19 protein-coding genes are annotated in these 20,526 nt (G+C 60.7%); 10 read left to right on the top strand and 9 right to left on the bottom strand.

The genetic code is table 11. From position 1 onward, the window contains the following. Positions 1 to 16: 16 nt before the first annotated feature. From nusB to ACMNI9_RS11365, 4 genes are all read left to right on the top strand, one after another. Positions 17 to 604: a transcription antitermination factor NusB gene (gene nusB / locus ACMNI9_RS11380; protein ID WP_216529057.1), complete on the top strand. Its 588-nt coding sequence runs from the start codon at positions 17 to 19 to the stop codon at positions 602 to 604. After that, positions 597 to 884 (top strand): exodeoxyribonuclease VII small subunit, encoded by a 288-nt coding sequence (locus ACMNI9_RS11375; protein WP_114566552.1) that lies wholly within the window; start codon positions 597 to 599, stop codon positions 882 to 884. The genes nusB and ACMNI9_RS11375 overlap by 8 nt, the downstream gene beginning before the upstream one ends. A gap of 19 nt (positions 885 to 903) precedes the next feature. Then, positions 904 to 2,784 (top strand): 1-deoxy-D-xylulose-5-phosphate synthase, encoded by a 1,881-nt coding sequence (gene dxs / locus ACMNI9_RS11370; protein WP_216529058.1) that lies wholly within the window; start codon positions 904 to 906, stop codon positions 2,782 to 2,784. 94 nt (positions 2,785 to 2,878) lie between these two features. Beyond that, on the top strand, positions 2,879 to 3,931 hold the full coding sequence (locus ACMNI9_RS11365) for an inorganic phosphate transporter (RefSeq protein WP_114566554.1): 1,053 nt from the start codon (positions 2,879 to 2,881) through the stop codon (positions 3,929 to 3,931). Positions 3,932 to 4,013: 82 nt separating this feature from the next. On the opposite strand, the gene ACMNI9_RS11360 is transcribed toward ACMNI9_RS11365, so the two are convergent. After that, positions 4,014 to 4,541 (bottom strand): GNAT family N-acetyltransferase, encoded by a 528-nt coding sequence (locus tag ACMNI9_RS11360; RefSeq protein WP_216529059.1) that lies wholly within the window; start codon positions 4,539 to 4,541, stop codon positions 4,014 to 4,016. A 241-nt stretch (positions 4,542 to 4,782) separates the two neighbouring features. Here ACMNI9_RS11360 and ACMNI9_RS11355 point away from each other — a divergent pair, with 241 nt between their 5' ends. Then, positions 4,783 to 5,229, top strand: a complete 447-nt coding sequence (locus tag ACMNI9_RS11355) for a Fur family transcriptional regulator (RefSeq protein ID WP_225748673.1) — start codon at positions 4,783 to 4,785, stop codon at positions 5,227 to 5,229. A 317-nt stretch (positions 5,230 to 5,546) separates the two neighbouring features. Further along, positions 5,547 to 6,707 (top strand): 30S ribosomal protein S1, encoded by a 1,161-nt coding sequence (gene rpsA, locus ACMNI9_RS11350; RefSeq protein ID WP_417122932.1) that lies wholly within the window; start codon positions 5,547 to 5,549, stop codon positions 6,705 to 6,707. 207 nt (positions 6,708 to 6,914) lie between these two features. Here rpsA and ACMNI9_RS11345 read toward each other — a convergent pair whose 3' ends face one another. Then, positions 6,915 to 8,858, bottom strand: a complete 1,944-nt coding sequence (locus ACMNI9_RS11345; RefSeq protein ID WP_216529060.1) for an acyltransferase family protein — start codon at positions 8,856 to 8,858, stop codon at positions 6,915 to 6,917. A 95-nt stretch (positions 8,859 to 8,953) separates the two neighbouring features. Between ACMNI9_RS11345 and mnmA the strand changes: the two genes are divergently transcribed. The 3 genes from mnmA (at position 8,954) to uvrB (ending at position 12,904) form a co-directional block, all read left to right on the top strand. Beyond that, entirely contained in the window at positions 8,954 to 10,051 is a 1,098-nt protein-coding gene (mnmA, locus tag ACMNI9_RS11340; protein WP_216529061.1) for a tRNA 2-thiouridine(34) synthase MnmA, read from the top strand. Then, the gene (gene coaE / locus ACMNI9_RS11335; RefSeq protein WP_114566559.1) at positions 10,048 to 10,647 is read left to right on the top strand and encodes a dephospho-CoA kinase; all 600 of its coding nucleotides are present in this window, start codon (positions 10,048 to 10,050) and stop codon (positions 10,645 to 10,647) included. Before mnmA ends, coaE begins: the two co-directional genes overlap by 4 nt. A 106-nt stretch (positions 10,648 to 10,753) precedes the next feature. Then, positions 10,754 to 12,904, top strand: a complete 2,151-nt coding sequence (gene uvrB / locus ACMNI9_RS11330) for an excinuclease ABC subunit UvrB (protein ID WP_418832198.1) — start codon at positions 10,754 to 10,756, stop codon at positions 12,902 to 12,904. A 71-nt stretch (positions 12,905 to 12,975) separates the two neighbouring features. Here uvrB and ACMNI9_RS11325 read toward each other — a convergent pair whose 3' ends face one another. The 3 genes from ACMNI9_RS11325 to ACMNI9_RS11315 form a co-directional block, all read right to left on the bottom strand. Further along, positions 12,976 to 14,280, bottom strand: a complete 1,305-nt coding sequence (locus tag ACMNI9_RS11325) for an MFS transporter (protein WP_418832196.1) — start codon at positions 14,278 to 14,280, stop codon at positions 12,976 to 12,978. Positions 14,281 to 14,616: 336 nt separating this feature from the next. Then, positions 14,617 to 15,510 (bottom strand): glycoside hydrolase family 25 protein, encoded by an 894-nt coding sequence (locus tag ACMNI9_RS11320; RefSeq protein ID WP_418832193.1) that lies wholly within the window; start codon positions 15,508 to 15,510, stop codon positions 14,617 to 14,619. Between the two features lie 99 nt (positions 15,511 to 15,609). Continuing rightward, on the bottom strand, positions 15,610 to 16,356 hold the full coding sequence (locus ACMNI9_RS11315) for a transglycosylase domain-containing protein (RefSeq protein ID WP_114566563.1): 747 nt from the start codon (positions 16,354 to 16,356) through the stop codon (positions 15,610 to 15,612). 234 nt (positions 16,357 to 16,590) lie between these two features. Between ACMNI9_RS11315 and ACMNI9_RS11310 the strand changes: the two genes are divergently transcribed. Then, positions 16,591 to 16,998 carry an RrF2 family transcriptional regulator gene (locus ACMNI9_RS11310; RefSeq protein WP_114566564.1) on the top strand — a complete coding sequence of 136 codons (408 nt, stop codon included), beginning with the start codon at positions 16,591 to 16,593 and terminating at the stop codon, positions 16,996 to 16,998. 14 nt (positions 16,999 to 17,012) lie between these two features. Here the strand turns inward: ACMNI9_RS11310 and ACMNI9_RS11305 are convergent, their stop codons facing one another. From ACMNI9_RS11305 to ACMNI9_RS11290, 4 genes are read right to left on the bottom strand one after another with little or no spacing between them, the layout of a single operon-like run. Next, positions 17,013 to 17,708: an ABC-2 transporter permease gene (locus ACMNI9_RS11305; RefSeq protein WP_216529063.1), complete on the bottom strand. Its 696-nt coding sequence runs from the start codon at positions 17,706 to 17,708 to the stop codon at positions 17,013 to 17,015. Positions 17,709 to 17,766: 58 nt separating this feature from the next. After that, positions 17,767 to 18,456, bottom strand: a complete 690-nt coding sequence (locus ACMNI9_RS11300) for an ABC-2 transporter permease (RefSeq protein ID WP_225748982.1) — start codon at positions 18,454 to 18,456, stop codon at positions 17,767 to 17,769. A 5-nt stretch (positions 18,457 to 18,461) separates the two neighbouring features. Then, complete coding sequence (locus tag ACMNI9_RS11295) at positions 18,462 to 19,349, bottom strand: ABC transporter ATP-binding protein (RefSeq protein ID WP_418832188.1); 888 nt, start codon at positions 19,347 to 19,349, stop codon at positions 18,462 to 18,464. Positions 19,350 to 19,397: 48 nt separating this feature from the next. Continuing rightward, positions 19,398 to 19,775, bottom strand: a complete 378-nt coding sequence (locus tag ACMNI9_RS11290; protein ID WP_418832242.1) for a GntR family transcriptional regulator — start codon at positions 19,773 to 19,775, stop codon at positions 19,398 to 19,400. Positions 19,776 to 20,526: the final 751 nt, after the last annotated feature.

Raw genomic sequence — 20,526 nt, 5'->3', positions numbered from 1 at the left:
GGTTTCAGGTACATTTATGGCTGCCAAACGACATGAACGCACGCACGCACGCCGCGTTGCGCTGCAGGTGCTCTACACAAGCGAAATTACCGACGAGTCGCCGGCGGCTATCGCCGAAGGTGACGCGCGCTTGACCGACGACGGGTTCTTGCCCGATTACGCGCTGTCCCTTATCAGGGGGGTGGAAGCGCATCGCTGTGCAATCGACGACCATCTGGTGGCAACGTCCGAGAACTGGTCGCTCAACCGCATGCCCATCGTCGACCGCTCCATTCTGCGTCTTGCGACGTACGAGATGATGTACGTGGAAGACGTGCCGACTTCGGTCAGCATTAACGAGGCCGTTGAGCTGGCTAAAGACTTCGGCGGCGAAGACGAATCTCCGCGTTTCGTCAACGGTGTGCTCGGCCGCATTGCAAAGCGTCTTGACGGCGTGGAGGACGCGGCGGGCGGTTCCGCAGGCGAGCCTGCGGAGGAGGAGCCGTCCTCGAAGGCTTCCGCAACGGTGCCCGCTGATGCGGAAGCCGTGCCGGCTCCCGTTTTCGAAGCGCCTGTTGAAGAGGTGGCTGCACCGTGCGTTGCTTCGGAGGCTTCGAATGCCTAACGAAGGCTACCAGACGTTCGAGGACGTGAAGTCTCGCCTCGATCAGATCGTCGATGCGGTGAGCGACGAGTCGCTGCCGCTTGACGAAGCTCTGGCCCTGTACGAAGAAGCAGTGGGCTTGGGCTTGCGCGCAAGCGACTTGCTTGAAGAGAATATAGAGGCGCAGCGCGCGGCCGACCAGGCCGAAGGCGATGCAGCCGAAACGGCGGGAGCAGCCGCTCCCGCCGAACCTGTCGCCGATCCCTCTGACGCAAGTCCGAGCGATCCTGCTACGGCTTGATGCTTGAAAGGCACGCTGCATGAACGAGAAGCGTATTCTGGACATAGTATCGTCTCCTGCAGATTTGAAGCTCCTGAATAACGAGGAGCTTTCTATTCTTGCGCAGGAGATCCGCGAGGAGATCATCACGGTGACGTCGGATACCGGCGGTCACGTGGCTTCGTCGTTGGGCGCGGTGGAGATCATTTTGGCGGCGCACAGCATGTTGGACTGCCCTCATGACAAGCTGGTTTTCGACGTGGGGCATCAGGCGTATGCGCACAAATTGGTGACGGGTCGGCTTGAGGAGTTCGGCACCCTGCGTACGTACGGGGGCCTGTCCGGCTTCCCGAAGCCGGGTGAAAGCCCGTACGACGTGCATCCGTCCGGTCATGCTTCCGACTCGCTTTCCGTAGCGTTGGGCTTGGCCGAGGCGCGCGATCTGGCGGGCGGAACCGAGAAGATCGTGGCGGTCATCGGCGATGCGGCGCTTGCCGGCGGCATGGCCTTCGAGGCGCTCAACAACATTGGGCAAGCGCAAACGCCCCTGGTCATCATCTTGAACGACAACGAGATGTCCATTTCTCGCAACGTGGGCGCGCTCATGAAACACCTGGGGTACATGCGTGCGTCCACGCAGTATCGTCAAACGCGCGACAGCGTGCAGGAGGTGCTGGAAAGCGGCGGCCCGTTCAGCAACGCCTTGGCTAAGTTCGGCCGCAACGTGAAAGAGTCCATGAAGCAGTTCATCATCCCTCGTTCGATGATGTTCGAGCAGCTGGGCATCTTGTGCACCGCTCCCATCGACGGGCACGACATCGGGCTGCTCAAGGAAACGCTGGCCGCGGTGCTCGCCACCGACGGTCCGGCGCTCATCCACGTGGTCACGCGCAAGGGCGCGGGCTACGAGCCCGCGGTTCGCAACCCCGAGAAGTTCCACGGCATCGCGCCGTTCGACATTGCCACGGGCGAAGTGAAGAAGAAGCCCGCTTCCGCTCCGTCGTATACGAGCGTGTTCGGCAAGGCGCTTGTGAAGGAAGCTCGCCGCGACGATCGCATCGTCGCCATCACGGCCGCCATGCAGGGGGGGACGGGTCTGGACGGGTTCGCTCAGGAGTTCCCCGATCGTTTCGTGGACGCCGGCATAGCAGAAGAGCATGCGGTGGGTCTGGCCAGCGGTTTGGCGCTTGGCGGCCAGAAGCCCGTTATTGCCGTGTACTCGACTTTTTTGCAGCGCGCAATCGATCAGATGATCATCAACAACGCTCTGCCGAACCTCGATGTGGTGTTCGCCATCGACCGCGCCGGCGTGGTGGGGGAGGATGGCCCCACGCACCACGGCATGTTCGATCTGGTGTACACCCGCATGGTCCCCAACATGAGGGTGCTTGCGCCTTCGGACGAGGCCGAGTTGGTTCATGCGCTTCATACGGCACTGGCACTGGGCGGTCCCTTCGCCATTCGCTATCCGCGCGGCGCAGCCGAGGGCGTCGAGCTTCCCGAAGAGCCTCTGGTGCTTGAAGAGGGCAAGGCCCGCGTTATTCGCGAAGGCCGCGACGTGGCCATCCTTGCGTTCGGGCGCATGGTTTCGCGCGCGCTCGGGGCCGCCGATTTGCTGGCGGACCGGGGCATCGACGCGCGCGTGGTGGACATGCGCTGGGCCAAGCCGCTCGATGTCGACGAAATCGCGCGCGCTGCAGACACGAAGCTGGTGGTCACGGTTGAGGGCGGCGTGCTTGCGGGCGGCGTCGGCGAAGGCGTGTTGGGCGAGATGGCGCGCATGGGCCGCATCGCCCCCACCCTTAACCTGGGAATCCCCGATCGCTATATCCAGCAAGGCGGATCCAACGCGCTTCTGCACGATTTGGGCTTGGATCCGGAAGGTATCGCGGACTCTATCGAGAAGCGTTTGCAGGGGTAGGGAAACTTTACCTGCATTTGATCTTTTCTTTGCAAAGTCCTGATATCGTTTTTGTGGCGTTTCTGCATGGCGTTTTCAGGTGAAAGGGCTTTTCATGAACTACGATTTTGGGGCGTTCATCGCCGCGTTTTGCAGCGATCCCGTCCTTGCGCTCATCGTGCTTCTGACGTTGGGCGCCACGGTGGTCAACGGCGCGACCGACGCGCCGAACGCCATCGCCACGGTCGTGGGAACGAAGGCGATGAAGCCGACTCCGGCTATCGCGATGGCCGCCGTATGCAACTTCATCGGCTTGGCCGCCATCACGATGATTTCCTCTGCGGTTGCCATGACCATTTTCAAAATGGTCGATTTTGGAGGCAACAACCATGCGGCGCTCGTTGCGCTTGCGGCCGCTATGGTGGCCATTATCGTCTGGGGCGTGGCCGCGTGGTACTTCGGCATACCTACGTCGCAGAGCCATTCGCTCATCGCCGGCATTACCGGCGCGGCCATCGCGCTGCAGGGAGGCTTGGCCGGCGTTAACGGCGACGAGTGGATGAAGGTGGTGTACGGCCTGGTCATATCCACCGTTTTGGGTTTTGGAACCGGCTGGCTGTTCACACGCTTGATAAAAGTGGCCTGCAGGGGCGCCGAACGCACCAAGGCGAATTCGTTCTTCAAGTGGGCCCAGATTGTTTCTGGCGCGGGCGTGGCCGTTTTGCATGGCGCGCAAGATGGGCAGAAGTTCTTGTCGCTGTGCATGCTCGGCATCATGCTGGCTATGGACGGCGTGGCGTACTCCGATGTGGAATTCCCCATGTGGCTGATTCTTCTTGTTTCCATGACCATGGCTCTCGGGACGGCCGTAGGGGGTAAGAAGATCATCAAATCGGTTGGCATGAACATGGTGAAGATGGAGCAGTACCAGGGATTCTCGGCTTGCCTGTCCGCATGCTTCTGCATTGGGTTGGCTACGTTCACCGGCTTGCCCGTATCCACCACGCACACCAAGACCACGGCCATCATGGGCGTTGGCGCTGAGAAAAGCCTGCGCACGGTGAAGTGGGGCCTTGCCGGCAAGATGGTGCTCACCTGGGTGCTCACGTTCCCCGGCTGCGGCCTGCTCGCCTTCGGCTTCACGCATCTGTTCCTGATGGTCTTCTAAGCGGCAGGTAAGACAAGGCAAGGAAGCGGGTTGGCAGGGCGCCGTCTGCGCTCCCTTGCCTTGTTTCGCGCTCGCAGCGACGTCAGGCGGGGAGAACCGCGCGTTCCATGATGTAATCGTCCATGACGAACCCGTTGCCGATATCGGTTTCCACGGCGTCGATCGTTTTGAACCCTTTGCCCAGATAAGCTCGGACGCCCAGGTCGTTATGCTTGTTGACCGTCAGGTACAACGCGCTCAACCCGCGTTCGCGCGCCAGCTGATCATAGAACGCGATGGTGCGCGACGCGAATCCGCAACCGCGCTCCTTGGCAAGCAGGTAGATTTTTGATATGAAGTAGCGGTTCGTTTCCGCTTCCACGCGGCCTCCCGTGTACCCCACGATGCGTCCGTCGTCTTCTGCATGCAGGAACCAGTATTCATAGGCATGCTCGCGCATGTCCCGCTCGATGGCGCTGAGGCTTTGGAACTGCTCCACCATGTAATCCGTCTGCTCGGGGCCGATGATGGCGGGCCAGTACTCGTGCCAGATCTCATCTGCCAGGGTTGCTAGCTGGGCGCGATCTTCGTCTGACGTTACCGGTGCGAATGCGACGTTCGTTGCTCCCATGGCGTTCCTTTCTGCGCGACGGTATGCTCGCGGTGTTCATGTAGGCTGGTTTGCATTGTAACGCTGATGCTTCTCCTTTGTTGAAAGACCTCTTCGAATTCGTCGACGGCGGCGTCCTTGCTGCGGCGGTTGAGCCGATGAAGATATGGATGTTCGTCGAAGGACGGGCGACATCCTAGCAGCACGCTTGCGTTTTGATGCTAACGATATATAATCCTATTTAATCAAACGTATAGTTACCATGAAACGGCAGGTACGCATCATGTCTTCCTCGACTGTCGAAAAGCAGGAACGCGCGACTACGCGCAACACTATTCAGCGAGCGCTTGTTTTAGAAGCGGTGCAGTCGCTGTGCAATCATCCCACGTCGGCCGATGTGTACGAGGTCGTCCGCGAAAAGCACCCCAATATCTCGCGCGCCACGGTGTATCGCAACTTGGGCGTACTGGCGAATCGCGGCGAAGTGTTGCGGGTGGAGGTTCCCAACGGCGCTGATCGCTATGATTTCCGCAACAAGCCCCATTACCATGCGAAGTGCCGCGTGTGCGGCGGCGTATTCGACATCGAGATGCCGCATCTTGACGACTTGGCCGCCCAGGTGCAAGACGCTCATGGCTTTGCTATCGAGGGCCACGAGATCATCTTCGACGGCGTATGCGCAACGTGTCGGGCGGCGCACGCGAACTGAGCGTGCCGCTTGCGGGCAAGAAGCGTGTTTTGCTCGTAAATATCGCGTAAGACGCTAAAAAGAACGTAGTGCGTTCATAAGCCTATGCTATACTAATTCAGCTTATAGGGCAGTCCTGTAAGCGCATAGCAATGTAGGCCCCCGAGACATGTTTTGTTACACAGCTCGGCACACGCGTTTTCGTGCAGAGCGGACATGGTGCACGTAGCAATCAATCATGACGAAGGGTCCCCGATTAGAAGAATTGAAAGGGGTCCGTTTTGACCGACATCAAGAACACGTCCGTCATCGACTTCGAAGACATCTCCGACGAACTCATGAACGAGATGATCGACGGCACGCTGACCGAGTTCGACGAGGGCGACCTGGTCGACGGCACGGTCGTCAAGATCGAGCACGACGAAGTGCTCGTTGACATCGGCTTCAAGAGCGAGGGCGTTATCCCGTCCCGCGAGCTCTCCATCCGCAAGGACGCCGATCCGTCCGACATCGTGGAGCTGGGCGAGAAGATCGAGGCTCTGGTTCTCCAGAAGGAGGACAAGGACGGTCGTCTGATCCTCTCCAAGAAGCGTGCCGAGTACGAGCGTGCTTGGATCCGTGTCGAAGAGAAGTTCAAGGCCGGCGAAGTGGTCACGGGCGAGGTTATCGAAGTGGTCAAGGGCGGTCTCATCCTGGACATCGGCCTGCGCGGCTTCCTGCCGGCGTCGCTGGTCGACCTTCGTCGCGTCAAGGATCTGGACATGTACCTGGGCACCGAGATCGAAGCCCGCGTCATCGAGATGGATCGCAACCGCAACAACGTCGTGCTGTCCCGCCGCGTGCTGCTCGAGGAAGGCCGCAAGAACGAGCGCGCCGAGATCCTCGCGAAGCTCAGCAAGGGCATGCGCCTCAAGGGCACCGTTTCCTCGATCGTCGACTTCGGCGCATTCGTCGACCTGGGCGGCATCGACGGCCTGGTGCACATCTCCGAGCTTTCCTGGAACCACGTCAACCATCCGTCCGAGGTCGTCAAGGTTGGCGACGAGGTCGAGGTCGAGGTTCTGGATGTCGATCTGCAGCGCGAGCGCATCTCGCTCGGCCTCAAGCAGACGACGGAGGATCCCTGGATCAAGCTCGTCGAGAGCTATCCGGTTGGCTCCATCGTCGACGGCAAGGTGACGAAGATCGTGCCGTTCGGCGCGTTCATCGAGCTTGGCCAGTCCATCGAGGGCCTGGTGCACATCTCCGAGATGGCTCAGCGTCACATCGATACCCCGGCGCAGGTTGTCAAGGCCGGCGACGAGGTCAAGGTCAAGGTCATGGAGATCAACCCCGAGCGTCGTCGCATCTCCCTGTCCATGAAGGCCGCTGCGGCTGACCTGGGCTTCGAGATCGAGGTGGACGAGTCCATCGTCGTCGAGGAGAAGCCGGCTAAGAAGAAGGCCGAGAAGAAGGATGCTCCTGCCGAGGAAGCTGCTGCTCCCGAGGCTGCTGAATAAAACTTCTCAGCACCGAGTGTATGCGAAAGGGTCCCAGCGATGGGACCCTTTCTTTATGGGGCGACTATGGGCGACCATGGGGCGACGCAAGCGGGAATCAGTCGGTGCGAACCATGCAGGATTTCCCGACGATGCTTGGGGAAAGGAGCGCGCAAGCCAGCGCACCGTTCTTCGGGAGGTCGGGGCGCCCCGACCTCCCGATGCGTGCTACTTCTGCTTCGCCATGCCCTGCACCATCGTGTGCGCCAACGATCGCACGGCGTCCGACGCGGAGGCGTTCGCCTTCGTGGCGGACGCCTCAAGCGGCGTTTCCACCTTCGCTGCTTCGGCACCTTCTTCATGCTTGGGCAGCAGCGGCGCAACGGCCTGGTAGATAAGATCGACGTAGGCTTGAGCACCCTCTTCGGTCAGGTGCGTTCCGTCGCCGTCGAAGTAGCTGTCTTGGTTGGCGCTTGCGGAGTACCAATCGATCACGTGCACGTTGGCGTGGCGCTCGGCAGCTCGGGCGAGTGCGTCGTTGGTGTCGGCCACCCATGATTGCGGGCTGCGCGTGTTCACCAGGAACACCTGCTTATCGGGGCCTATGGAGTCGACAAGGCTGTCGATCTGCTCGTCGGTTGCCCGGCCGTTGGTGCCCAGCGCGAACACCACCACGCCTCCGATAATGCCTTGTTGTTCGTAGCCCTTGTACACCTCGGCGCCAATGGGAAGCTGCCGATTCACGGCTGCATCGATGGCCCCGTAAGGGAACTGCTCCTTGAAGTAGGGGATAGTGCGCACGGAAACCGAATCGCCGATCATCATGATGTCGAGTTTCGGCTGTTCGGCAGGAGCATCTTCTCCCTCAGGGAGCGTTTCCGGAATGCCGGAGGTTTGCGCGCTTTCGTCTTTGAGCAGATTAGCGCCTTCGAGTGCCGACGTAGGGGGTACGAGTACCAGGCCGCCTACGGCAACGACCGTTACGCCTACGGCGGCAACGGTCGGTATGGCGTGCGTGCGCAGCCAGGAGGGAGCGTCGAGTTCTTTCGAACGAACGTCCTTGATAAAGGATCCTATGGCTCCACGGCGAATGGGATTCTCTACGAATCGGTACGAGAACGCAGCGCAAGCGAAGATGACTGCAAGTTGAATCAGGTACATCCACCAGGGGGTTTCGCCGGTGAAGTTGCGGGGGTTCATGAGCAGCAAAAGCGGGTAGTGCCACAGGTAGATGCCGTACGATCGCAAACCTACCCATACAAGCGGTTTCGCGCTCGCGGCTCGTCCCAGCAGGCTGGCGGGATGCACCATGACGGCTATGAGGATGGCGGTGAGCACGGAGGCCAGCAGCGTTCCGCCGTAATACCAGAACGGCGAGAACCCGTCTACGAACACGGCCATCGCCAGCAGTCCGACGAACGCGACGATGCCCACGCCGTCAAGAGCCTTGCGCACCTGCTTGGTCAGATGGATCTCTCCTTTGGCCCCGAGGAGGTGCGAAGGCCAAACGAACGCCAGCCAGGCTCCAATGAGCAGCGAGAACGCGCGCGTGTCGGTGCCGTAGTACACGCGGCTGGGGTCTGCCGCAGGATTGTAGAGGAGAGCCATCTCGGCAGCGGAGAGCAGCGCGAGCACCAGCGTGGCGTTGCGCATGGTGGTGCGCTTGAGGCCGGCTTTGTGCGCGGCGAACAGCAGGACAGGCCAAATGAGATAGAACTGCTCTTCGATGGCGAGCGACCAGAAGTGGGTGAGGGGCGACGGTGCGCCCAGCGCGTCGAAATACGATACGTCATGGAAGATGTACCACCAGTTCGTGACCCAGAGAAGCGCTGCCCACATATCGTCGCGCAGCTTGGTGAGCAAGCTGTGGTCGAACACGGTGAAAAGCACCGCGGAGCAGATGATGACGAACACGATGGCCGGCATGAGCCGCCGGATGCGTCGAAGCCAGAATTGCGGCAGGTTGATGCGACGGGTGCTGTCCCATTCGATAAGCAGCAGGCTCGTGATAAGATAACCTGACAGCACGAAGAACACGGTGACGCCCAGAAGGCCGCCCGGCGCCCAGAACATGCCCATGTGATAGGCGATAACCGCAAGTACGGCGAAGGCGCGCAGGCCGTCGAGAGCAGGGATGTAGCGCGATTTCGTGGTAGATTTTTCAGCCGGCATTCCGGCACCCTCCTGGTCTTTCTTAGGATGCAGCGTAACGACTTAGTATAGCAGCGCGCTTGCTCTATAATGGCCGGGCTGCAAGGTTTCAAAATATGGTTAACTACGCGTATCGTTGGTTGAGAGGCGGTTGCATGCAGGCAGGTGCGAAGGTGGCGCTCGGCATGAGCGGCGGCGTGGACAGCGCCGTATCGGCGGCGTTGCTGCTGAGGGCGGGATGCCAGGTGATGGGCGTAACGTGTCGGTTCCATGATGACGAAGCCAGCGCACAGGCCGAGGCCGATGCGGCTGCGGTGTGCGCTTTGCTGGGCATTCCCCATGTTGTTCACGATAGCGTGGCGACGTTCGAGCGTTGCGTGGTGGAGCCGTTCGTCGACGCGTACGCGTGTGGGCTCACCCCCAGCCCTTGCGTGTGCTGCAATGCGCGCTGCAAGATTCCCGCGTTGCTGGAGGCTGCCGACAGTCACGGCTGCGACAGCGTGGCCACGGGCCATTACGCGCGCATCGCGCGTTTGACGAGCAACGACCGCTTCGTGGTGAAGACCGCGCTTGACGCGCGCAAAGACCAAAGTTACATGCTGTCGATGCTTTCCCAAGAGCAGCTTTCCCGCCTGGTTCTTCCTCTGGGCGCCATGACGAAGATCGACGTTCGCCTTATCGCTTCCGATCTGGGGCTTCATGTTGCAGAAAAGCCGGAAAGCCAAGACAACTGCTTCGTGGAGGGCGATTACCGGGACTTTCTTCGCCAGCGCGGGGTGAAGGACGCCCCCGGCGACATCGTCGACCGAACGGGCACGGTTCTGGGGCAGCACGAAGGGCTGTCGAACTATACGGTTGGACAGCGAAAGGGAATTGGTCTGGCCGCTGAAGAGCCGTACTACGTGGTGGAAAAGCGCGCCGCATCCGGCCAGCTGGTCGTGGGGTTTGCGGCGGAGACGCTTATTCGCGCGGTCCGCATTCGCGATGCGAACTGGCAGGCGCTCGAAACGTTCGGCGAGCCGCGTAGCGCGATGGTCAAACTGCGCTACCGAAGCCGAGCGGTACCGTGTATCATAGAATTCGAAGATGGCGCGCGTGCGCGCATTGCGCTGCGAAGCCCGCAGCCAACGACGGCGCCGGGGCAGTACGCTGTTCTCTATGAGGGTGATACCGTGCTGGGAGGCGGCATGATCGAGGAGGTAGAGCAAGCATGAAAAAGCTGTTCATCATCGGTGGAATGGGAGCCGGAAAGTCAACCGCTCGCAAAGCTCTTGTAGAACAGGGGCTGCCGAACGTCGACCTCGACAAGGTTGGCCACGACGTGCTTCTGTGGGATACGGTGAAGGCCGAGCTGACCGACACGTTCGGTGCTGACATCTTGGGAGAAGACGGCGAGATCGATCGCCGTGCTTTGGCGGCGAAGGCTTTCGTGAATCCTGCCGAGACGCGCAAGCTTAACCGCATCACGCTGCCGCGTATCGAGGAAGCGTTCACCGACCGTATTGCCGAGCTGGAACAAGAGGGCCACAAGGCGGTGGTCGTGGAGTATTCCGTGTTCAAGAATCGCCAAACCTCGCTGGCGTACGACGCCGACGTGGTCATGGCCGTTCTGGCTCCCATTGATATGCGCATCGAGCGGGCGGTGAAAAGCGGTTGGGACGAGGCCGACGTTCGCCGTCGCATAGCTCAGCAGATCACCGATGCCGATCGCATCGAAGCTGCCGACGTGGTGTTCAACAACGACGGCACTCCCGACGAGATGCGCAACAAGGTGCTTGCGTGGTGGGGGGAATATTCTCAGGAGCTGTAAGCCTTTAACTAAAGCGGGACCGAGGGTGAGGTGGAAAGACGGTGAGACAGAGGGGTTGATGACTCGCCGGCCTTCCACCTCGCCTGCTTGTTCGAAGGGATCATAGATGGCGCATCTTACGAATATCGAGGGCATCGAAATGGAAGGCAAACTGCCGGAAGTGAGATTGTCCACCACCCCGTTCGAAGTGGTGTCTCCCTTCGAGCCGTCGGGCGACCAACCCCAAGCGATCGAAAAGTTGGCCAAAGGCGTGAACGACGGCCTTCGTTACCAAACGCTTCTCGGCGTGACCGGATCGGGCAAGACGTTCACCATGGCCAAGACCATCGAGGCCGTGCAGAAGCCCACGCTGGTCATGGCGCCGAACAAGACGCTGGCCGCCCAATTGGCAAGCGAGCTCAAAGAGTTCTTCCCCAACAACTCTGTGGTGTACTTCGTCAGCTACTACGATTACTACCAGCCGGAAGCGTACGTTCCTTCGTCAGACACGTTCATCGAGAAAGACGCCTCTATCAACGAAGAGGTGGAGAAGCTGCGGCATGCGGCAACGTCCGCGCTGCTGTCGCGGCGCGACTGCATTGTGGTCGCCTCGGTGTCGTGCATCTACGGCATTGGCAGCCCGATGGATTACGCGGGGATGGCCGTGTTCGTGGACAAGCAGAAGGAAATGGATCGCGACCAGGTGATCCACGAGCTTATCGATATTCAGTACGATCGCAACGATTACGATCTGAAGCGCGGTACGTTCCGCGTGCGCGGCGACGCCCTCGACGTGTTTCCGCCGTACGCGGACAATCCCATCCGCATCGAGTTCTGGGGCGACGAGATAGAGGCCATCGCCGAAATCGACAACGTGACGGGCGAGGTCGTCAACGAATTCGAAGCGCTGCCCATCTGGCCGGCGTCGCATTACGTGACCGCGCGCCCCAAGATGGACCGCGCGCTGGGCACGATCCGCGACGAGCTGCGCGAGCGCTTGCAGCAGTTCAAGGAGGAAGGCAAGCTGCTGGAGGCTCAACGCTTGGAGATGCGCGTGGCGTACGATTTGGAGATGCTCGAAACCATGGGGTTCTGCTCGGGCATCGAGAACTATTCCCGCCACATGGACGGCCGCCAGCCGGGCGAGCCGCCGTACACCCTGATCGATTACTTCCCGAAAGACTTCCTCTGCATTATCGACGAGAGCCATGTGACCGTGCCTCAGATTCGCGGCATGCACGAAGGCGACCGCTCGCGCAAGATCACCTTGACCGAGCATGGGTTCCGTCTGCCTAGCTGTTTGGACAACCGTCCTTTGCGATTCGACGAGTTCGAGGACCGCGTTCCCCAGTTCGTGTACGTATCGGCTACGCCGGGCGACTACGAAGAGAAGGTCACGCAGCAGCAGGTCGAGCAGATCATTCGACCGACGGGGCTGCTTGATCCGGAGATCATCGTGCGCGGATCGGCTTCGCAGATCGACGACATCATCGACGAGGCGAAGGAGCGCGCTGCCCGCGACGAGCGCGTGCTCATTACCACGCTTACGAAGAAGATGGCGGAAGATCTGACCGATCACTTGCTCGACCAGGGCGTGAACACGCGGTACATGCACTCGGACATCGCTACGCTTGAGCGCGTGGAGATCCTGCGCGACCTGCGCCGCGGCGAATTCGACGTGCTGGTGGGCATCAACTTGCTGCGCGAGGGCTTGGACCTGCCGGAAGTGTCGCTTGTCGCCATTCTGGATGCCGACAAAGAGGGATTCCTGCGCAACCATCGCTCCCTGATCCAGACCATCGGGCGCGCCGCCCGCAACGTGTCGGGCCAGGTGATCATGTACGCCGACAAGATCACCGACTCCATGGCGCGCGCCATCGACGAGACGAAGCGCCGTCGCGCTATCCAGATGCAGTACAACGAGGATCACGGCATCGAGCCGCAGACCATTCGCAAGGCCATCAACGACATCATGAGCTACGTGACCGACGAGATGGGCAACACCACGGCGGAGCAGGTCAACAAGGAGCTGGCCGAGCTGTCGCGCGAGGAGGTCCTGCGCATCATATCGTCTATGGAAGACGACATGGCGGCGGCGTCCAAGAGCATGGACTTCGAGGAAGCCGCTCGTTTGCGCGATCAGGTGGTGAAGCTGCGCGCGCAGGTCGAGGGATCGAGCGAAGAGGACGTGCTCAAGGATCTCAAGAAGAGCGCGCGCAAGGGAAGCGCTTTCGGCAATCGCAAGAACGCAGCGTACGGTTCAAGCCGAAGGTCCTAGCGGGCCGCACGTTCGATACGGGCTGTCGACCGTGGGCGAGGGATCGCCTTCGCCCACGGTCGCGGCATGCGCTACTCGGCGGCTTCTGCGTTCTGCGCCGCACCGCTGTCGCGCACGATGGTCGGCTTGTCGCTGTCGAGCGCTCGCACGCTTTTGGGCAGGTAGATCGCCAGGCCCAGAACCAGGCAGATCAGGCCGTCCACCACGAAGAACGGTGCAACGCCGATGGATTCGGCCAGCACGCCGCCGAACGCGATTCCCACAGGAGAGGCCAGGCCCATGGCCGCCATGGCCAGACCCAGCACGCGACCGGTTTTCTCTTCAGGGGTGTTGCGCTGGATGAGCGTGATGAGCGGGCCGTTGAACCAGGCGCACGCGACCGCCATTGCGGCGCACAGCATGACGAACGCCCAGAACATGGTGGGTGCAAGGAATCCGCATGCCATGGTGGTCGCGCCCACGATGAAAGCTGCGATCCCGATCAAAAGGGCAAGCCGCTTGCCGCCGCCCCAGATCATGAGGATGGCCGATCCTATGATCATGCCCACGCCGAACGATGCTTCCACGATGGACGCCGCGTAGCCGTCTCCGCCGAAATGGTCGAACGTCATAAGCGGGAAGATCGCGCCGAGCGGGGCGAAGGTGACCATGCCGATCGTGACGCCGGCAATCAGGATGACCAGGCCGCGATTGGCCGACAGGGCTTTCCACCCGTCGCGCATGTTCGCGAGCACGTGTTGGTCTTTCGCGGACTCGTCGACAACCGTGGGTATCTTCACCAGGGCCAGGCCGGCAACGGCCAAAAGCGCTCCCAGGAAGTCCAGGAACATGACCGAGTGGAATCCGAACGTGGTGTACAGGAAGATGCCGAACGCAGGCGCGCCGATGGACGCTACGGAAATGAGCAGCTGGTCGAGCGTGTTGATGCGCAGCAGGTGCTTCTCCGGCACGAGCAGCGGCATGGCCGCCATCATGGCCGGCCCGTGAAACGCCTGCCCAACGCTGCGCGCGATGACCAATACCATGAGCAAGCCGAACGAAACCTGGCCGAACAAGATGACGAAGCCCAGGCCAAGCGATATGATGCCGATGCCCAGATCGGCTGCGATCATGACGGTTTTCCGGTTGTACTTGTCTGCTATCACGCCGCCGAAAGGCGAAAGAAGCCCTTGCGGCAGGTAGGCGCAGATGGCTGCGGCGGACAGCATGATGGCGCTGCCGGTGGTTTCGGTGATGTACCAGATCACCGCGTATCCTGCGGCGTAGCTGGTGATCATCGAGGCGGCCTGCCCGGCCCAGATGGTGGCGATGATGGCAAGCCATCGTTTGGGAAGCGGTTGCCCGCCTGCGCTCATGAGCGCGGTTGATTCGGTCATAAGGATGCTCCTTGATAGTGGTGTGCTGAATTGATGATGCGGTAGCGCATGCGGTTGCGCTACCAATTTTGCATGGAATCGGGACGAAACGAGCGCAACGACAAGTTGCGCTTGCATGCATCATGAGAACGATGCAGGAATCGCAAGGCGATTTGCTAGTAGATTTGTCCCGCCATCAAAACAGAGCTCCTAGAAATTTGATCAGAATCGCGGCGATCAGTGTAACATACGTGACGTGATTGGCCAACAAGGGCGTTTGCGGGCGAAAGGTGCCGAGCGACCTGCCTTTACGGCTTCCCTGTGCCTTTCGCTTGCGCCGCGCTGGCGCGCTCGAAGCTACAGCGCTTCGGTCATGCGCAGGTTGAGGTCGACCGACGTGCTGATTCCTGCGACGGTGCCGCCGTTGGTGTACTGCCACAGGGCGAAGTCGAAACGCGCCCGCGGCACGGCGGCGTCGTATTCCGCAAACCAGATGGGCCGGTTTCCCAGCGCAGTTCGGTCGTAGCGCGCCATATCCCCGTTGTTTCCGTAGATCATGGTCTTGTACCCAGCGGCTTCAAGGCGCTCGCAAAACGCGATCGCCGCGGCAGTGAGCGTGCCTTTGTCCAGGTTGTTGGCGCGTCCGTTGGGATCCGCCACGGGCTCATGGTCGAAGGCAACGGGAAGTTCAAGGGCGCGCCCGTTGAGTTGGGCCAGCACGAACTCCGCTTCTTCGACGGCTTCGGCAGCGTTCACTGCTTGCGAGAAGAAGTATGCTCCCGTTTGGAGTCCTGCGGCTTGCGCGCCGCGCACGTTCTCGTCGAAGCGGGCATCGGCGGACAAGCCCCCTTGGGTGTACCCGCGGTTTCCTATGCGCACGAAAGCGAAATCGATGCCGTCTGCAGCTACCGCATTCCAATCTATGAAGCCTTGATGATCGGAGACGTCGACGCCAACCTGGGATTTCAACGACCCTCCCGGACGATACGCCAGGCGGTCGCCGGTACGTTCAAGGCTGCTCCAATCGTAGGGGCTTACGTACTCCGCGTTTTTCGGGGCGCTTTCTGGGGCTGTGCATTGTCCCAGGCCCACAAGCATCCCTACGAACAGAAGCCCTGCAAGCATGACGAGCAGGACGCCGGCCAGAGGGCTTTTCCTTGCATGCTGAGAAGAGCTGCGGGGCGCAGGCGCGTACGTTGCGGCGCGACGAGGCTTGCCGCGGCTGCGGCGCTTGTTGGTTCGAGGTTTCATGCGGGTATCCTACCAGAGGCTGTTGCGAGCATTGCGCGCGCAGCGACGATCGCGCGACGACTACAGAACTTGCTGTTGTTGCCGCGGGCGCGGGCCTGGCTATGCGGGGATCGTCATTGCTTTCGGCGTTACGGCTGACAGCGTGGGCCGCGCGGACAGGTGTTGGGCGCGCGCTTGGTCCAGGTAGTCGTATCTGACCAGCTTGCGCAGCACTTCCTGTTGACGCTGGCGGGCAAGGTCGGGGTTTTTGGCGGGGGAGTAGACGGAGGGAGCGTTCGGTATGCCTGCCAGCATGGCGCACTCGTCTTCGGTTAGCTGACCGGGCTGTTTTCCGAAGTATCCCATGCTTGCGTTCCCGATTCCCTCGTACCCGTTGCCGAAGTAAATCGAGTTTACGTACAGTTCCAAGATCTTCCGTTTGGAAAAATGGCTTTCCATGGTGAAGGCCATGAGCGTTTCGGCCAGCTTGCGCTCGAGCGTTTGCTCCTGCGTGAAGTACTGGTTTTTAGCCAGCTGCTGCGTGATGGTGCTGCCGCCTTCCACTACGGATCGCGCCTTGATGTTGTTGACCAGCGCTCGCCCGGTGGCTATAACGTCGAAGCCGGGATGCGCGTAAAAGCGATGATCCTCCACTGCAACAACGGCCTGCAGGTACAGATCGGGCAGTTTATCGAGGGAAGTGAATCCCTGCTCGCTCTCGATAGCCGTCGCCATATCGTCGAGGCTTTGAGACTCGAGTGCGGTTCGGTACAGGTTGAATCCTCGTGCCGCGAAGAATGCGGTTGCAAGTACTCCTAGGATAAGCGCGAGAGCGAGCGATCGTTTGAAGAGCGTTCCAGCAGTCATGCCCGGCTCCTTTCGATGCGGTGATCGGGACTCCATTCTTTATACCAGCCAACTCTTAAGGCTTTCTTACCGACCGCTTGCCCCTCCCTTACATTCCTGAAAGGGGAGGTCTGCCTTAAATTCAGGGGCATAGGCTATACTTACCTCATTGCATGTATTTACGGAGGCGGCGTGCCAGCTAGTCCTTGGCAGTGGTACGTCGGGGGGACTCGAGTAAAGGACGGTGGAGCGAACATGATGGTTTCGACGAAGGGACGCTACGCTCTGCGTCTTATGATCGATATAGCGAAACAGGGAGAAGTCGGGTCGCTCGTAACCATGAGGCAGGCGGCGGAGCGCGAGGGTTTGTCCGTCAAGTATCTTGAGCAACTAGGTGGCGCTTTGGTGAAGGCCGACGTGCTCAAAAGCGTGCGAGGCGTGAGCGGCGGCTACCTGCTTGCGCGTCCGGCGGATGAGATTACCGTTGGAGACATCTTGCGGGCCACCGAGGGAAGCTCGGCTCCCGTTGCCTGCGTTGAAGACTCGGAGCATTGCGAGCGGAGCAGCGGTTGCTCGGCGCGGGAATTTTGGATCGGGCTGGATCGCGCGATCGAGTCGTACGCCGACAGCGTGAAGCTATCGACTTTGGCGAAGCGCCCGTAAAGTCGGCGGATTCGCTAGAAGCTGCGCCGCTCGTAGAGTTGCGCAGCAACGGAAGCCGATCCGACGTACCACGTGGCTCCTAGGGCAACGAGGCTTGCCGAAAGCAGCAGGATTTGGCTTGAAGATCCCTCAAGGGCGGGCGCGCCGATAGCGAGCAGGTTCAGGCCGGACGGACCCAAAGCCTGTGGAATCAATGCGAGCGCCAGTACGAAGATCGCGGGTGCGTACTTCAGCGCTCCCTCGTAACCGAAGCGCAGGTTGAGTGGCATCATCACGCCCAGAGCGAAGGCGGCGAATGCAACAGCGCTTGCGCAGCAGAGCGCGAGGGAGGCGAAATCGAACGATGCGGCCTCCCTTAGCAGGGCAAGCCCGGGAAATATGCTGGTGGCTAAACATCCCGCTGCATACGCGAGCGCGCCGGTGGCGACGCTTGCCGCCGTGACCGCCGCAAGGGCGGCGTAGCGGCCGTCTACGACGTTTTTGCGCGATAGCGGAAGGGCAAGGCGCGGCCCTTCCCATCCTGATGCGCTCTCTGTGAGGAAAAGGGCGCTGCATGTCATGATCGGGTTGACGATCGCAACGTATATGACGACCAGGGGAGTGTTTCCTGCGATGACCGAAGTGACGAAGGTGATCAGCATCCAGCACGCGGTTATGCGAACCAGCTTGTCTTTCATGACAATGAGATCGGACAGCATCGCTGCTTTCATAAGCGCGGCTCCTTTCCGAAGGGGCTGCTCGAACAGCAGCCCCGGTACGGTTCCCGCTTTACAATTCGCGTCGTTCGTACAACTTGATGGACAGTGCGCACGATGCCGCGTAGAGGGCTGCGGCGGCGGCCACCACGATACCGGCCATTCCCAGCGTTCCCTCGGGCGTTTGCACCCAGCTTGCAAGGTTGGCGAGGAATTGGGGAACCTCGCCGTTGCCGCCTGCCGTGAACAGGAAGAACACGCCGAAGAAAATGATCAGGGGCGCGAATCGAACCGCTTTCGTCATGCCGAAACGCGCGACCATCGGCAGCACGACGGATAGCATGACCACGATGACCGCAACGCCCGTGATGCTTGCCAAGACGATAGCCTGCCACGAGAAGTTCACCATGAGCGCGGCTAGCTGCGGCACGTTCGAGAACAGTGTTGCTGCAATGATGACCAGGCCCGTGGCAACGATGCCCGTCATGAATCCGACTATGGCGATCACCGCGAAGCTTGCGTAGCGCCCGGTGATGACGTGTTTGCGGGATAGCGGCAGCGCCAGCCTAAACTGCTCCCAGCCCCCGCGTTCGTCGAAAGCCAGTATGGTGAACGCTACGGAAAACGGGGTCATTGCCGCGATGGCGGGCGCGATCACGTAGATGTTCTCCATCATGATGCACATGAATATACCCACGACGATACCGAGCCCCACCTGCGGCATCAAGTATTTCTTCGCGATCAGAAGATCGGACAGGAGCATGGCGTTCACAGTACTTCTCCCTTCAGCATGAGGCTCATGTACGAATCGATGTCGGCGCGTTCCACCACGACGTCGCGGAAATTCTCGGCGAAGGCGAACCGATCGGGCACCAGCACCGAGGTGCCGTACGCGTTGCGGGCGTAGTGCAGGCTCCCCGGTGCGTACAGCCCGCTGTCCGCCAGGGCGGCGAACTCGGACGCGCGGCACTGAGCGATGCCCGCCTGATGGACGATGGCGTCCTTCTCGATGGAGAACACGATGCGCCCCTCGTCGATGCACACGATGTAATCGGCAATCTTCTCCAGATCGCTGGTGATATGGCTGGACATCAGGATGCCGTGGTTCTCGTCGGTCATGAAATCGCGCAAGGTGTCGAGCGTTTCGTCGCGCGCCATCGGATCCAGGCCGGCGGTTGCTTCGTCCAAGATGAGCAGATCGGCGTCGTGGGAGAGCGCGCATGCCAAAGACAGCTTCATGCTCATGCCGCGCGAGAGGTCCTTCACCGTCTTGCTCGGAGGAAGCTCGAACTGCTTGATGCGCTCGCGAAAGCCTGCGGCATCCCATGCGCGGTAGCTTACGGACATGAGCTTGCCCACGGCTTCGACCGTCAGCTCCTCGGGGAAGGAGCAGGTGTCGAAGACCACGCCGACGCGCTGCTTCAGCTCTGCGAGGCGTTTGGGGGGAGCCCCTACGGTTTCTTCGCCGAACAGGGCAATCTGGCCGCTGTCGGGCCTGGTCAAGCCAAGGATGGATTTAATGGTGGTGGTTTTTCCGGCTCCATTGCTGCCGATGAATCCCACTACGCTGCCCGAAGGCACGCGCAGGGCTGCGTCCTGCAGGTCGAAACCGTCGTAGTGCTTCGAGAGGCCTCGTATGTTCAGAAGGTCGTTCATCAGTCGTCACTTTCGGTCGTGTGCGGTGCTCGTTCGTTTCGGATGCGTCTAGATGTTGTCGTTTGCTACCAGGTCGAGCATGTCGTGCAGCTCTGCAAGGCTCACGCCAGAGCCCCGTGCCTCGTTCGCGGCCTTCGTCAGCAGGTCTTCTATATGGCGAAGACGCTCCTCGCGCAGCAGTTCCATGTTGCCGCCGGCTACGAAGCTGCCCTTGCCCTGCACCGTTTCGACGAATCCTTGCGCTTCGAGGTCGGCATAGGCGCGCTTCGTGGTGATGACGCTGATGTGCAGGTCGTTCGCCAGCGCGCGGATCGAGGGAAGCTGCTGACCCTCTGCGAGCTCGCCTGTCAGGATGAGATTTTTCAGCTGACTGGTGATCTGCTCGTAGATGGGCTTGTCGCTTGCGTTCGAGATGATAATGTCCAACATCGCTCCTGTTCCAGTTCGTATTCGCCGCGGGATTGCCTGCAGCGAAGTGGTGCGCGGATGCTCGGGCGTCCCCGGAGCATCCGGGTGGCGCGCTGCAGCGTCCTGTCGCGCGCCGGGAGGTCGCAAGCACGTTCCTTGCTGGCTCCGTCGGGCTTCGCCTCTGCATGTTCGATGGTGTGCATAGCGAACTGTACAGTGTGTATATACCCGATATGCACACTATAATCAGTTGACGAGATCGCGTCAAGATGCGAGCGAGCATCTTTTTCCGGTTGGGCATCTTGCCTTCCGGCTTGGCCTGCCGTCGCTCGGCCCGCCCCCTGCGCGCTCGCGACGGTGATGCTCCACACAAGGGGCGGGGTTCGACGGTGTTCAGGACCGGTAAATGGAAGCTTGCGCACGAAAATCCGCCGTCGTTGGTAGGTTTTGACGGTTTGAGGTCGTCGATTCGCTTTCGCCATCCTTTCGGCTGAAGAGCGCTTTGCATCGTGCCTGTTCAGGAGCGCGTGGCGAATCCGGACCGAAAACGGCTGACTTGCAGCGGACGTCAAACGACCTCAAACCGTCAGAACCTGCCAGCGAAGCTGGATTTTCGTGCGCAGCTAGGTGGTTTTGCCGCTTAGACGCGGCTTGGGCGGTGGCGGTCCCGTTTTCGGCTCGTGCTGTCGTGCGGCCAGTGTGGCTCGACCCCGTTTTCGGTTTGCGTGCTCCAGGTAGCCTGCGCGACGACAGCCCCGTTCGCGGCTCG

This window comes from Paraeggerthella sp., from assembly GCF_048427265.1.
Taxonomy (GTDB): Bacteria; Actinomycetota; Coriobacteriia; order Coriobacteriales; family Eggerthellaceae; genus Paraeggerthella; species Paraeggerthella hominis.
This window is presented reverse-complemented; position numbering and strand designations above follow the sequence as displayed.

Coding starts and splice junctions, on each gene's coding strand:
- nusB (WP_216529057.1), top strand. CDS start 17: ATGGCTGCCAAACGACATGAACGCACGCACGCACGCCGCGTTGCGCTG.
- ACMNI9_RS11375 (WP_114566552.1), top strand. CDS start 597: ATGCCTAACGAAGGCTACCAGACGTTCGAGGACGTGAAGTCTCGCCTC.
- dxs (WP_216529058.1), top strand. CDS start 904: ATGAACGAGAAGCGTATTCTGGACATAGTATCGTCTCCTGCAGATTTG.
- ACMNI9_RS11365 (WP_114566554.1), top strand. CDS start 2,879: ATGAACTACGATTTTGGGGCGTTCATCGCCGCGTTTTGCAGCGATCCC.
- ACMNI9_RS11360 (WP_216529059.1), bottom strand. CDS start 4,541: ATGGGAGCAACGAACGTCGCATTCGCACCGGTAACGTCAGACGAAGAT.
- ACMNI9_RS11355 (WP_225748673.1), top strand. CDS start 4,783: ATGAAACGGCAGGTACGCATCATGTCTTCCTCGACTGTCGAAAAGCAG.
- rpsA (WP_417122932.1), top strand. CDS start 5,547: ATGAACGAGATGATCGACGGCACGCTGACCGAGTTCGACGAGGGCGAC.
- ACMNI9_RS11345 (WP_216529060.1), bottom strand. CDS start 8,858: ATGCCGGCTGAAAAATCTACCACGAAATCGCGCTACATCCCTGCTCTC.
- mnmA (WP_216529061.1), top strand. CDS start 8,954: ATGGTTAACTACGCGTATCGTTGGTTGAGAGGCGGTTGCATGCAGGCA.
- coaE (WP_114566559.1), top strand. CDS start 10,048: ATGAAAAAGCTGTTCATCATCGGTGGAATGGGAGCCGGAAAGTCAACC.
- uvrB (WP_418832198.1), top strand. CDS start 10,754: ATGGCGCATCTTACGAATATCGAGGGCATCGAAATGGAAGGCAAACTG.
- ACMNI9_RS11325 (WP_418832196.1), bottom strand. CDS start 14,280: ATGACCGAATCAACCGCGCTCATGAGCGCAGGCGGGCAACCGCTTCCC.
- ACMNI9_RS11320 (WP_418832193.1), bottom strand. CDS start 15,510: ATGAAACCTCGAACCAACAAGCGCCGCAGCCGCGGCAAGCCTCGTCGC.
- ACMNI9_RS11315 (WP_114566563.1), bottom strand. CDS start 16,356: ATGACTGCTGGAACGCTCTTCAAACGATCGCTCGCTCTCGCGCTTATC.
- ACMNI9_RS11310 (WP_114566564.1), top strand. CDS start 16,591: ATGATGGTTTCGACGAAGGGACGCTACGCTCTGCGTCTTATGATCGAT.
- ACMNI9_RS11305 (WP_216529063.1), bottom strand. CDS start 17,708: ATGAAAGCAGCGATGCTGTCCGATCTCATTGTCATGAAAGACAAGCTG.
- ACMNI9_RS11300 (WP_225748982.1), bottom strand. CDS start 18,456: ATGCTCCTGTCCGATCTTCTGATCGCGAAGAAATACTTGATGCCGCAG.
- ACMNI9_RS11295 (WP_418832188.1), bottom strand. CDS start 19,349: ATGAACGACCTTCTGAACATACGAGGCCTCTCGAAGCACTACGACGGT.